Origin of the sequence: Pseudoalteromonas sp. GABNS16E (assembly GCF_028598715.1) — a bacterium.
Classification (GTDB): Bacteria; Pseudomonadota; Gammaproteobacteria; order Enterobacterales; family Alteromonadaceae; genus Pseudoalteromonas; species Pseudoalteromonas atlantica.
In genome coordinates this window covers 20,887-34,421 of record NZ_JAQREZ010000009.1, presented here as the reverse complement: position 1 = coordinate 34,421, position 13,535 = coordinate 20,887, and the positions used below count along the sequence as shown (strand labels likewise).

Genomic DNA, 13,535 nt, shown 5'->3' with positions numbered 1-13,535 from the left:
ACGCTACAGCTAGGCAAAAAAAAGCCCCAAACAATAATGCTTAGGGCTTTTACTTTCTAGAACGTGTTACATGTTACTTATTCTACGCTGTCTGTAATTGTGCGCGTTACACTCATTTTAAAGCCTGAACTGGTTGTCACATCGTGCTCTAAAATTAAGATATAGTTACCTTCTTCGGTAAAATCTATATCGCTTTGTTGAATTAACACTATTTGTTGGCCGTTATCTTCGTATACGGCATACACAGTGTAAGCTTCATCATCTACATCAATTTCTTCTTGATCGTATCTATCTAAGCCATCAATTACATTGGTGGCATCATCAACGGTTTCACCATTTAAGGTAAAGTACACGTCAACTTCGCTTACTGTTTGCCCTGCGTAGCTTTCAATTAGGTTAACAACCGAAATAGTATGGCTGTAGCTGCTAGGTGTTAGGTTTTCCTCAACACTCATCATGCGTAAACCATTATCGACATCGTTGTAAAAAACGCCTACCGCACTTTGCTCGCGCTCTAGGGTCATTAAAAAGTTATCGGCAAGCTTAGTGCCCTCTTCGTCGTACATTGCAACGCTGTAACTGTTTGGCGAAAGCTCAATGTAATCGGTGTAGGTATCGCTTGCTACCGTATTAGTATCGTTAACTGTGGTGCCACGGGTCGTGCTAAAGCTAACTGGCGAGTAATCGTCAACGGTATTTATAAAGCGCAATTGGCCTAACGCTGATTGGTGCTTTAGTGCTGTAACATAGTTATTGTCAGTCACAATATCGAGCGTGATACCGTTTTCTTCTGTTGCATAGCTTGGGCGGATCATGGCTACGTAGCTTTCTTCATCGTAAAAATAAACCGACTCCGACTCATACACTACATCAGTGCTACCCGCCTCAGTGATATAAATTGTGTAGTAACCCTCATCAAGGGTTTGTAAATCTAGTTCACTTAAATACTGTGTTGATGTAAATAGTTCAGCACTTTCAAATACGCCATCATCGGTTGCTAGGTAAATATCGTAGCTAGTGTCTTCACTGGTGATATTGTAAAAACCTAAGTTAAACTCATCTGTATCACTTGAAATGGGCACACTTAGCTCTGTGAACGTAGGTTCGTCAAAGTTACCGCTCATTACAATTAGTTCGGTTTTGTCACCTTTGATTGATACTTCTTGTTCGCTAATTGTAATGTAGCTGTCGTTTGCATCTAAGTATTCAAAGCTTAAATCGTAAGTGCCGGTGCTGTAATTATGACGCGTGGTTACATCAGCAAAATCAGTGCCTGAGCGCTCAGTTTCGTCTACAAATAAACGCGTATATGGGCTGTTATATGAGCCGTTATATAATTGTACGTAGCCTGTATCACTTGAGCCGTCGCTGCCGCCACAACCAACTAAAATAGACATTAAACTTAGAGGTAAAGCAGCTTTCAACAGAGAGTTGGTCATTAAAGTTTCCTTATTATTAAAATCACTATTATGACTTCTTTGCTGCATTTTAATTTCATAGTTTACAAAGTATTACCCTCGCTGACAGTTCTTTACGAAAACGTTTAAAAGTGTAATAAATGTGCAAATAATAAGGATATTTGCGTAGAAAGCTTAAGGGGCTATTTTATATTGATCTCGGCCATTATTTTTAGCAACGTATAAAGCCATGTCTGCCCGCTTCATTACCTTGTCGAGGGGCTCGTTAGCGCTTTGCAGCTCCATACCAATACTTACGGTAAGCTGTTTGACCTGTTTAACTTTAATATTGTGTGCAATGTCTATTAGTTGCCCACAAAATTCAGCCGCTTGGCTTATATTACCGGTAGGCAAATAGCCGCCAAACTCCTCACCGCCTAAACGAGCAAATACTGCATTATTAACAAACACACGATTATATTTAGTGGCTAGCTGCTGGAGCACTAAGTCACCTTCATCATGGCCAAACTCATCATTAATTGCCTTAAAATGATCAATATCAACAATTAAAATAACATAAGGCGTGGCGGAGGCGGTTTTAACATACCGATAAAAATAACGCCTATTATGTACTTGTGTTAAGTCATCAGTAATTAGTTCGCGCACTAAACTTATGAATACTTTGCACAAAGCGCATGGTTTTAAATAAGCCATAGGCGGTACCATGGTTCTGCATAAGTCTTCAAAATAAACACTCATCCAATAGGGCTGCACAACTAATTCATCTATTACATCGGCCGTTGTGCCCATACTCCATAGCAATAAACCCAATGTAGAAAACACATACGCTTGTTTTGAAAGCTCAAAGCACTGCACTATCCAAAATAAAAATATAAGCACAATAACAATAAGGTTGCAAAAGTCGGTAGTAAAACCGTACACGTTATTTTGCACATCTAAAGAGGGAAAAGTATTTAAAGTATAAAGTGAAAAAACAATAATATAGAGAAGTAACGCTATACTTACCGCCTTGTTTATCCAACTCATTTTATAAAAGTTAGACAGCCTAACGGTAAGTTTTACAGTTTCAATCATAGGGTGGCGCTTTTTAGTGCGTTATTAACAAACTATAGCACACCAGAAAAAACCGTTATAAAAGGTTACCTTACCCTATACTTGCTGGGTTATTTCACCACCTTGAATAAAAAGGGTTGAGCAATGCAGACACAAATACAATGCAAAGCTAAAAACCCACATTTGCATTAGTGCCCACATAGTTTTAGTCGCGCTGAGCAGCTTATTTACCTATACCAACTAAGCATAAAACTATATTAGAGTGCTAAGGCCCCATAAAGCCAATATTAAAATAGTACTAGCAATCATCGCTTTAGTTTTGTGTTTACTGACTATTTGCTCGGCTTTATTACCTGCGTAATATACAACAACAGCTAAACTAAAATAGCGAATTGAACGAGCAATACCAGAGGCTAATAAAAACAAACCAATAGAGTATTTCGTAGCCCCAGCGGCAAGCATCGCAATTTGAAACGGAATGGGCACAATGCCCAGCGTCATTACAAACCAAAAACCTTGGTTTTGCATTTGCTGCTTAACATTTTCAAATTGCTCTTGGCTTGAAAACATTTCAATAACCCAGTCACCTATAGCGTCAAATAGGTAATAACCCAGCGCATAACCAAATAAAGCACCAATCACGCACCCAGCTGTAGCCATAAGCGCTATTAACCAAAGCTTTTCACGACGTGCTTGCATAAGAGGCACAAGCACTGCTTCAAGCGGAATAGGGACTATCGTAGATTCTAAAAACGACGCTACGGTAATGCCTGTTAGCATATGTTTAGAATCTATAAAGTGCCGTGTTTTTTCTTTTAGTTTTTTTTGAATAGCCATGTAAATCCTTTTTTGCTTGTGATGATAAGCCGTTGCTCAATGGGTTAATTCTTACATATTTACGTTAATACACGCTGAAAACAGTTAAAGATTTAACAGCCACACAACTGTTAACAAATTAGCAATATTTATAAGAATATTTTATTATGTGCCCATGCAGTTAAATACCTACCAAAGCAGTTAAAATTTATGCAAAGTGCACGTTTTATTCCCTTTAGAAAACAAGATATTGTTGATATGTGCAGCGCTGAGCTCACAAACAACTCAGAGCAAACATCGTTTAAACAATTTTGCGATTTATTAGCAAGCCTTATCCATTACGATTACCATTCAACACTTGAGTCGCTCAAAAATAACTACGCGCCCTTTGATCCCAATAGCGATACGCGATCTTTAGCGCCAGTATCAGCTGATCAAAAAGCGCAGTGCCAACGCGAATTTGCTAAAGATTTTGCTAAGGTACTTAATGCAGCTAACTTTGAAGTGATCACCCATCAAGACCTGCAAGATGCACTCAACGAAGAATCCCTTTTTAAAGTACGCCTCGAGGTAGAGTTTGACGACTTTGAAGAAGTGGTTTTTTATCGTCGTGGCGAATCACAACTTACTGAAACCATAACCAGCTTTTGGGGCTTGCGTAAAAAGCCCCTGCACTTTACCAATTACGACCGCGTTGCGGTGTTTATTCGCTTTAAAGATAAAGCCTACTTTGAGGCTAAAAATAAAACGCCTTTAGGGTTTGAGCCAAGCTCTACCATAGTTAAGCTGTTTCAAAATGTACCCAAAGCCGACCTTGAAATGCTATTTCCGAATAGCGAAGTACGTATGCGCCCTATTGATAAAGTGATTATTGGCTCATCGGCTTTAGTAGGCGGTGCTGTGGTATTAATTACTAAGCTTGGCGCATCTATTTTATTGTTATTTGCTTTATTTGCTTTTTGGGGTGGCTTTAGAAGTGAAGCCGTAGAAATGACCCAACAACACTTTATTACCTTTGCTATTGGAATGGGGGTTTTTGGCAGCTTTATTTTTAAAGAGTGGAGTAAATTTAAAAACCGTAAAATTAAATTTATGAAAGCGCTAAGCGATAACCTCTACTTTAAAAATCTAGATAACAATGCCGGTGTTTTTCATACCCTTATAGACGCCGCCGAAGAAGAAGACATAAAAGAAGCCCTGCTTGCCTATACATTTTTATTAAAATCAGAAAGTGGCTTAAGCGCACAGACGCTTGATGAGCAAATAGAGGCGTGGTTTAAAACAAAGTATAAATGCGAACTCGACTTTGAAATTAGCGATGCGCTTGAAAAGCTCACTCGGATGCGTTTAGTAACCAGCACTAACGATGTGTATAGTGCAATAAATTTAGATCATGCAAAAACTATTTTGGATGAGCGCTGGGATAATCTTTTTCAATATAATTAAAATGTTTAAAACAACTTTTTTCTAAACTCAGTGGGTGACACGCCCACTGATTTTTTAAACCGTTTAGAAAAATTAAATATATTAGGATACCCCACATAAGCAGCAATATGGGCAACCGGCCAGCGGGTATTTAGTAGCAAGTTTTTAGCCCGTTTAATACGTAAATAAATAAGCTGCTGCATTGGACTTTTACCAAATTGCGCTTGGCATAACCTATGTAAATGCGGTGCTGAGTAATGTACTTGTTCGCACATGGCGTCTATTGTCCAATCAAACTGCAGGCGCTCTTCTACCTCTAAAAACAAACTAGTTAACCGGTTATGCCCGCCTATTTGCGGCTCGCTTTGCAACGTAGTGTTTAAGTAGTGACTTAAAATAGGCATTACGCCTTCGCGCAAAGTAGCGTTTGCCTCGCTGTATAAAAGCTCCATCGCTAAATGTAATGGCGCTAATTGCTGATTAGTTAATACCTTAGCGTGCGCTAAGTTTAAATGTTGCCAGCGCTTAGTATTTGCAAGGTTTAGCCAAATCACATCCCATTTTTCACTCGCTATTTTAACCTCAAAACGTTGCCTTGCAGGCAATATAGCTAAGCTATTTTCGGCAAGTGTATATTGGTTATTAATGGTTTTTAGCGAGCCCTGGCCAGCCAAAGTATAAAAAAGAGTGTGTTCAAGCGGGTTAGTACGTGCAACACAATAGTCACCCAATAAATTTGAGCAACCTGCCAGCTCTATTTCAAGGCTTGGCATTTGCGAAAGCGTGTTTAAATCAATAAACCGCTCTGTACACTCTGGGCCAATATCGAGTACATCTACAATGGTGTTGCGCATAATTTAAAATGATAGTTTTGGATAAATAAAAGAGAGCTTTAAGCATAACCGCAACGCATTATTTTAGCTATATTTAAGCCACTATAATTGCCACACATGCAATAGGACACGAATGAACTCACTACAGCACATAATTAACCGCCGCGATTGGGAAAACCCAATTTCGGTGCAAGTTAATCAAGTAAAAGCGCACAGCCCACTTAATGGTTTTAAAAGCGTTGACCATGCCCGTACAAACACGCAATCACAAAAACAAAGTTTAAACGGCCAGTGGGATTTTAAATTATTTGATAAGCCCGAAGCGGTTGATGAATCATTACTTAGTGAAACACTTGCCAGCGACTGGCAAAGTATTCCAGTGCCTTCTAACTGGCAACTACACGGCTTTGATAAACCTATTTACTGTAATGTTAAATACCCCTTTGCAGTAAACCCGCCATTTGTACCAAGCGATAACCCAACAGGTTGCTACCGCACTGAGTTTACTGTTACGGCGCATCAATTAGCTCAGCGTAACCATATTATTTTTGAAGGCGTAAACTCGGCGTTTCACCTTTGGTGTAATGGCCAATGGGTGGGCTACTCGCAAGATAGCCGCTTACCCAGCGAATTTGATTTAAGCAAACTGTTAGTGGCTGGTACTAATCGCATTGCGGTTATGGTTATTCGCTGGAGCGATGGCAGTTACCTAGAAGATCAAGACATGTGGTGGCTAAGTGGCATATTTCGCGATGTTAATTTACTTACTAAACCGCAGCACCAAATACGCGATGTATTTATAACCCCAGATTTAGATGCCTGCTACCGCGATGCAGCGCTACATATAAAAACCGCAATAGATGCGCCAAATAACTACCAAGTAACCGTACAGGTTTTTGATGGTGAACAAGCACTGTGTGAGCCACACATACAAAGCACTAACAATAAACGCGTTGATGAAAAAGGCGGTTGGAGCGATGTCGTATTTCAAACAATTGATATACAAAACCCTAAAAAGTGGACAGCTGAAACCCCGACCTTATACCGCTGTGTTGTAAGCTTACTAGATGAGCAAGGCAACACTGTAGATGTAGAAGCCTACAACATTGGCTTTAGAAAAGTAGAAATGCTTAACGGGCAGCTTTGCTTAAACGGCAAACCGCTACTTATTCGCGGTGTTAACCGCCACGAACACCACCCAGAAAACGGCCACACGGTGAGTACCACCGACATGATTGAAGATATTAAGCTGATGAAGCAAAATAACTTTAATGCTGTACGTACCGCTCACTACCCTAACCACCCTCGTTTTTACGAGCTGTGTGACGAGCTAGGTTTATACGTAGTAGATGAAGCCAATATAGAAACTCACGGTATGTTTCCTATGGGTAGGCTTGCCAGCGATCCGCAGTGGGCTGGCGCATTTATGTCGCGCTATGCGCAAATGGTTGAGCGCGATAAAAATCATCCCTCTATTATTATTTGGTCATTGGGAAATGAGTGCGGGCACGGTGCCAACCACAATGCGATGTACGGCTGGTCTAAAAGCTTTGACCCATCGCGCCCAGTGCAATACGAAGGTGGCGGCGCAAATACCACAGCAACCGATATTATTTGCCCTATGTATGCCCGTGTAGATACCCATGTTGCCGACGACGCCGTACCTAAATACTCTATTAAAAAATGGTTAAGCCTACCGGGTGAAACGCGCCCACTTATTTTATGTGAGTACGCCCATGCAATGGGTAACAGCCTAGGTAGCTTTGACGATTACTGGCAAGCATTTAGAGAATACCCGCGTTTGCAAGGCGGCTTTATTTGGGATTGGGTAGACCAAGGTTTATCTAAAACAGACGAAAGCGGTAAGCATTACTGGGCTTACGGTGGCGACTTTGGTGATGAGCTAAACGACCGCCAATTTTGTATAAACGGCTTATTATTTCCAGACCGTACACCGCACCCAAGCCTGTTTGAAGCTAAATACAGTCAGCAACATTTACAATTTACGCTGCGAGAGCAAACTCAAAACCAATACACCGTTGATGTATTTAGCGATTATGTATTTAGAGCAACCGATAACGAAAAGCTTATTTGGCAGTTAATAGAAAATGGCCAATGTGTAGAGCAAGGCGAGCAAGTTATTAATATTTCTCCACAAAGTACGCAAACGCTAACTATTAATACAAAAACGATGTTTAAAGCAGGTGCGCAATATCACCTTAATTTAGATGTTGCACTGATTAACGACTCAAGCTTTGCAACTGCCGAGCATGTATTAAACACCGAGCAATTTAAGCTTATAAATAGCCAAAGTTTAAGCGCTGATGCATTTTCGCTTGCTATAGCAAACACCTCAACGCACGGCGCACTAAATATTAGCGAAACCAACACACAGCTAAATATTGAAGGCGATACCTTTAAACTTGTGTTTAATAGCCAATCAGGCCTTATTGAGCAATGGTTACACAATCAAACCCAAGTTATTAAAAGCCCATTGGTAGATAATTTTTACCGCGCCCCGCTTGATAACGACATAGGCGTAAGCGAAGTAGACAACCTAGACCCTAACGCATGGGAAGCACGCTGGTTAAGAGCAGGTATTGGGCAGTGGCAGCGTACATGTCGCTCGTTTGAAGTAGTGCAATCAAAAGTAGATATACGTATTACCTGTGTATTTAGTTATGAATTTAATGGCGTAGTACAAACAAAAACAACTTGGCTTTATACACTTAATAATACCGGTGAAATTAGCTTAAATGTTGATGTACAACTAAACGATACTCTCCCGCCCATGCCACGCATAGGACTAAGTACAACGCTTAATAAACCAAGCGATACACAAGTAAATTGGCTTGGTTTAGGCCCATTTGAAAACTACCCAGATCGTAAAGCGGCTGCGCGCTTAGGGTATTACAGCGCACAATATAATGAGCTATATACACCGTATATATTCCCAACCGATAATGGCGTACGTAGTGATTGCCAATTACTTTGCATTAATAACCTAAACATAACTGGTGCGTTTTTATTTGCCGCCAGCGAGTACTCACAAAGCATGTTAACGCAAGCAAAACACACTAATGAGCTAGTCGCTGATGATTGCTTACATGTACATATTGACCATCAACATATGGGGGTTGGCGGCGATGACTCATGGAGCCCAAGTACCCATAAAGAGTATTTACTAGAGCAAAAGCAATACAACTACTCTTTAAAATTTAGCGCTAAATAAAACAGCGCTTAATCCATACAAAAATAGCGGCTAATTTAGCCGCTATTTTTTTAACACTGAATTGTTATTTATTACTACTGAGGCAGCGATTTGTTCGCTAACTTTTTAGCAATTACGTTATCAACCGATAAGCTACCTGCCCCTTGTATAGCCAGTGCAGCCGTTGCAACTAACAAAGTAAGTGCGAACTCATAGCCGTTGTTTGCTACAAATAAACCATGACTAATGTGCACGCTAAATATCGCAATCAGCATAGTAAACGCCGTAACTACAGCTGCTGGGCGCGTTAATAAACCAATGGCTAAGGCAATACCGCCAAAAAATTCAGCGCTGCCTGCCATCATTGCAAGCCAATAGCCAGGCTCAAGGCCAATGCTTGCCATCCACTGCCCAGTGCCTTCAAGGCCGTAGCCGCCAAACCAAGCAAATAATTTTTGTGCACCGTGCGCTGCTAAAATTAAACCAACGGGTACACGTAAAATAAGTGCTGCCATGCCTGCGTTAGAGCTTAATAATGAGTGTAAGTATTTCATAGTGTGATCCTGTTTTATTGTTAATAAGGCTAGTAACCAATGAGTACAGTTTACTATCATCATTTAAAACAATTAATACGAATATTATTGCCAAATTATCAACATGGTGTTTTTAATTCCTTAACTAAGTTGCGCCTATTTTGTACTTAGCGGGCATAAACACCCCAGTAGCTAGTTTAATAGCGCACTTTTAAGCGTTATTAAACAGTAAACTAATAGCTAAATAGTCCGGCTCTGCTAGTATAAAAAAAGTAGTAAGAATTGGATCCGCTTATGAGCTATAAAGGTAATAGATTGACGTTTTTCCCACCTAAAAATAAGGGGGCGCTCTTTTTTGTTTTCATTACTTTGCTCGCGTTATTTATTACTTTTGATTCTCATGCTGCCGATACATGTAAAATAAAGCACTTAAACTCACCCACGCCTGCCTCTGTGCTAAAGGTAAATACTCCTTCTGAACTCACTGCTCAACGCGGTGTTAATCAATACCAAATAAGTTGCTCTGTTAAAAATGGTGGCGTACTAAGCTTTTTACGCCCAGGGTTAGATAGCTTTACTTGGCAGCAAAACAACACTGTAAAAGCGCCCTTAAAAGCGGGGCAAGTAGCCTACTTAATGGACTCGGGGGCTTTTACAGCCACAATAACATTAGAATCAAAGCTTAATTACACACCGCGGTTTAAATGGCAGCCAACTCACATTTATTTCAAAAAAGCGCAGCAACATTCGCTGATTATGGGCTCATTTTATGGGTTGTGCATTACGCTTATTTTTTATGTATTAATAATGGGGCATAGACTTAACGAAAGTGTATTTAAGCTCTACAGCATTTACATTTTTTGTATTGGCAGCTTTATTTTACTCCAAGAAGGGCAACTGTATTTATTTGTAACGCAGCATGTCTCTGGCGTTATTTTTAACTTATACCTACTTAGCATTGGCTTAACCGTACTAAGTGCCACGTGGTTTATGCTTGCGTTACTCGAGACTAACAAACGCTGGCCTAAATTAACTAAGCTGCTCAAAAAATTGGCCTGTACTGTAATGCTATGCGCGGTTCTTAAAATGCTCGTTACCGACCTGTTATTTTGGACAATAGCAGGGCATATAATGGCTTATTCTTCGCTGTTTATTGTGGCTGTTATTTTTACGTTAGCAGCCATGCAAGCCCTCAAAGGTGTCCGCGAGGCAACACTCGTATTTGTAGCGCTTAGCTTTGTATTAGTAAGTATGATTTTTAGGGTGCTGCTTATTAACCAAAGTCCGTTTATGCAGCGTTATGGGTTTGTGTTAGCGTTTGCGGTTGAATCATTTTTATTAGCTGTTGCGGTTTCAAGGCGTATAAGCCGAATGCGAATTGCACAAAAGCGCGCCGAAACCGAAGCCGACTACGACCCCCTTTGTGGTATTTTAAACCGCAGGGGCTGGGCTAAAAAATCAACCGCGCTTATCAATATGCACGCCAAAAAAGGCGGCGTATTATGTTTGATGTATATAGATTTAGACGACTTTAAACAAATAAACGACAGCTACGGCCATGCTGTAGGCGATGACGCTTTATGCAAGGTTGCCCGTTGCTTAAAAAGCAGTGTTCGCAGCAGCGATGCTGTAGGGCGCTTAGGCGGTGATGAATTTGTCGTACTTGCACATTTTTATACTAATGCGCAGGTAAACCCTAAAACTCATCATTTAAAAACCGCCTTAAATAGGCTCACAATAAATCACAACAACGACCCTATAGCCATTAAAGCGAGTATGGGTACTACCGTATTTAGTGAACCGCCCCACTCTATTGATGAAATTTTAAAAGCGGGCGACACCGCCATGTACCATGAAAAAATACAACGAAAGGTTAAACCGCTCACGTTAGTAGATGGCTAAATTTAGGCAATACTGCTTATTGCTATTAAACCGTAGCCGGCTTGGCAAATTGTTTACGGTTTACATAGTGGCTCATAATAATGGTAAATAAAGTTGAGCACACTGCAGCCGCTGCATATACCTGCCAAATCAAAAATTCAAACTTAAGCGCGAGTGCAATCACAGCAAAAAACACACAGCCCCCTAACGAGCCAATAATGCCGCCGTTAAGCACCTTATACGCCGAGTATTTTTTATCACTTGCATGCGCAATACTGCCCATAACCGCCAAAATTACCGGAAAAGTAGAAAGTAACCCGCTCCACATAGCGCCTATTTTTGCCGATATAAACGTAACTAACATAATAAAGCAGCTGACCAATAACATTTTTAGCGGCAGCTCCCACGCAGCGGTAAAAGGTTTGGCATCGGGCGCAAATTTTAACTTACTCGATGCCAGCGCAAGCACCAATAAAGTACTGAGCGAAAGCACCGATGCAAAGGCAATATTCACCGGCAATAACAAGGTAAATGCACTAAAAGCGCACCATAGTGTTAATGCAGCAAACAGCGCTTTAACTACCCCATATTTTGCAAGCATGGCAGCATAACAAAAACAAAATAAGCCTATACCGCTCATGCCATACAACGACGCCACAGCCGAGTTACTCGCAAATAACTTACCTTGCTCAAGCGCAATAAAATACGAAATAGGGCCCGATGTAATAGGCAAGCCCGGAATAATACCGCTCACAAAACTGCCAAAGCGTTTTTGAGCAAAGTGAATAAATAATAAAAGTAATGGCGCAATGGTGAGTTTTAACAGCAACATAAATAACTATAAAGTATGAGAGTTGCGCGTTAGTCTACGTTTAAAATTCCGTACTGTAGAGTGAATAAATATCACTCATACGGTGTAATTATTTTCATCTATAGGTACAAAAAAGGCCACTACAAAAGTGGCCTATTCTTTAATAAATATATTGCTTACGCTTTTTTAAATAAAACCTCAGGGTTTACCATGGTTTTCATTTCAAGCACGTTGCCGTTTGGATCTTCAATAAAAAAGGTTTCTTGTTCAAACTCATCACCAACAAAACGGCGATACGGTTTATCTAGGTATTCAAGCCCCGCATCTTCTATACGTTTTTTTAAACCGTTAAATTCATCTTCTGATAAATGAATACCAAAATGCGGTACCGCCACTGCGCCCATATCTACATCGTGGCGAACAGTGGGTAAGCGCTCTTCGCTTTGATGTAATGTGAGCTCATTACCCCAAAAGTCTATGTCTACCCAGCGCCCTTCTTCGCTGTTCCCTGTTTTACAGCCAAGCACATCACAGTAAAACGTTTTCGCTACTTTTAAATCGCCAGCGGGTATAGCCAAGTGCAAACAGTTAGACATAAATTACCTTTAATCTTTTAAATTTTTATATTAATAACCTCTATTATACATAAAATATAATTTATGAAACATTAACAGCCACAAATAAGCATAGTTAATACCAACCCAGATTAAAAAGTAGCCTTAATAACATTTAACGCTAACACCCACATTTTATTTATTAGAGATAGTTAGAAAGCGTAAAAGGATTAGTTTAAAATGCACTGCTATGATTAAATTCTTATTTTTAAAATTTATAACCTTCTTTTTAGGCTTTGTAGCCTGCTTTGCCATGCACACAACTTTTGCATTGCCTTTAGTTATTTCGGCGGCGCTTACAGGGCTAATTGGCTCGTTTATTCCTTTTCCTGCTCGGTTTAAAAATCATCCCTATGCGGCTATTTACGCAGGTAGTTTTGCCGGCATGTGCTCTACACACTTAATTACAAGTTATTGGGAAATAGCCATAATTTCAGTTATTGGCGCCAGTTTATATGTGCTTACCATAAATATGTTTACCGGATTTGGCGGTAAGCTTGGCAGTGTTGCCTTTGCAAGCGTGGCTTTATTTATGTTGGCCAAAGGAATGGTTTTATGAATTTAGAATACCCGTTTATAGCCTTATTAGGTGCGTTTTTAACGTTTTACTTAGCCAAACATAATCGTTTTGACGGCATACGTGCATCGGCCTCGCTTTCTATTATTGCTTATTTACTATTAAGTGCTTTAAACCTAAACCCCGACTTATACTCAGTCGTGTTTTTTGGCGGCACATTTATAGGCATGAGCGCCCCACACCGATTTGGTATTTATACCGTGGCCAGCTCATCTATTTTATTTTCGTTTTTATTTGAATACCTGGTACCAAAGCTTGATGGTTATGGCGGTGCGTTAGGTGTGAGTGCGTTTTTATCTATTTGTATTTGCCACATGTTTATTTTACTCGGAGCGCCAAGAAGTAAAAAGCCACTTGGCTAAA

Annotated in this window: 12 protein-coding genes; 5 read left to right on the top strand and 7 right to left on the bottom strand. The window is 40.2% G+C overall.

What is annotated here, in order from left to right:
- Positions 1–77: 77 nt before the first annotated feature.
- From PSI06_RS05735 to PSI06_RS05725, 3 genes are all read right to left on the bottom strand, one after another.
- Positions 78–1,439 (bottom strand): hypothetical protein, encoded by a 1,362-nt coding sequence (locus tag PSI06_RS05735; protein ID WP_273603144.1) that lies wholly within the window; start codon positions 1,437–1,439, stop codon positions 78–80.
- 153 nt (positions 1,440–1,592) lie between these two features.
- The gene (locus PSI06_RS05730) at positions 1,593–2,492 is read right to left on the bottom strand and encodes a GGDEF domain-containing protein (RefSeq protein WP_273603143.1); all 900 of its coding nucleotides are present in this window, start codon (positions 2,490–2,492) and stop codon (positions 1,593–1,595) included.
- Positions 2,493–2,723: 231 nt separating this feature from the next.
- Positions 2,724–3,308, bottom strand: coding sequence for a YqaA family protein (locus PSI06_RS05725; protein WP_273603142.1), 585 nt, complete (start codon positions 3,306–3,308; stop codon positions 2,724–2,726).
- A 189-nt stretch (positions 3,309–3,497) separates the two neighbouring features.
- Here PSI06_RS05725 and PSI06_RS05720 point away from each other — a divergent pair, with 189 nt between their 5' ends.
- The gene (locus PSI06_RS05720) at positions 3,498–4,733 is read left to right on the top strand and encodes a TMEM143 family protein (protein WP_273603141.1); all 1,236 of its coding nucleotides are present in this window, start codon (positions 3,498–3,500) and stop codon (positions 4,731–4,733) included.
- A gap of 5 nt (positions 4,734–4,738) precedes the next feature.
- On the opposite strand, the gene PSI06_RS05715 is transcribed toward PSI06_RS05720, so the two are convergent.
- Positions 4,739–5,566, bottom strand: a complete 828-nt coding sequence (locus PSI06_RS05715; protein ID WP_273603140.1) for an AraC family transcriptional regulator — start codon at positions 5,564–5,566, stop codon at positions 4,739–4,741.
- A 112-nt stretch (positions 5,567–5,678) separates the two neighbouring features.
- Here PSI06_RS05715 and PSI06_RS05710 point away from each other — a divergent pair, with 112 nt between their 5' ends.
- Entirely contained in the window at positions 5,679–8,777 is a 3,099-nt protein-coding gene (locus PSI06_RS05710) for a beta-galactosidase (protein WP_273603139.1), read from the top strand.
- Between the two features lie 74 nt (positions 8,778–8,851).
- Here the strand turns inward: PSI06_RS05710 and PSI06_RS05705 are convergent, their stop codons facing one another.
- On the bottom strand, positions 8,852–9,310 hold the full coding sequence (locus tag PSI06_RS05705; protein ID WP_004586061.1) for a DoxX family protein: 459 nt from the start codon (positions 9,308–9,310) through the stop codon (positions 8,852–8,854).
- Between the two features lie 294 nt (positions 9,311–9,604).
- Here PSI06_RS05705 and PSI06_RS05700 point away from each other — a divergent pair, with 294 nt between their 5' ends.
- Positions 9,605–11,191, top strand: a complete 1,587-nt coding sequence (locus tag PSI06_RS05700; RefSeq protein ID WP_273603138.1) for a sensor domain-containing diguanylate cyclase — start codon at positions 9,605–9,607, stop codon at positions 11,189–11,191.
- Between the two features lie 25 nt (positions 11,192–11,216).
- Here the strand turns inward: PSI06_RS05700 and PSI06_RS05695 are convergent, their stop codons facing one another.
- Positions 11,217–12,002 (bottom strand): hypothetical protein, encoded by a 786-nt coding sequence (locus PSI06_RS05695; protein WP_273603137.1) that lies wholly within the window; start codon positions 12,000–12,002, stop codon positions 11,217–11,219.
- A gap of 155 nt (positions 12,003–12,157) precedes the next feature.
- Positions 12,158–12,577: a VOC family protein gene (locus PSI06_RS05690; protein ID WP_024033213.1), complete on the bottom strand. Its 420-nt coding sequence runs from the start codon at positions 12,575–12,577 to the stop codon at positions 12,158–12,160.
- A 271-nt stretch (positions 12,578–12,848) separates the two neighbouring features.
- Between PSI06_RS05690 and PSI06_RS05685 the strand changes: the two genes are divergently transcribed.
- On the top strand, positions 12,849–13,154 hold the full coding sequence (locus PSI06_RS05685; RefSeq protein WP_036963831.1) for a hypothetical protein: 306 nt from the start codon (positions 12,849–12,851) through the stop codon (positions 13,152–13,154).
- Positions 13,151–13,534 (top strand): hypothetical protein, encoded by a 384-nt coding sequence (locus PSI06_RS05680; RefSeq protein WP_004586056.1) that lies wholly within the window; start codon positions 13,151–13,153, stop codon positions 13,532–13,534. Before PSI06_RS05685 ends, PSI06_RS05680 begins: the two co-directional genes overlap by 4 nt.
- Position 13,535: the final 1 nt, after the last annotated feature.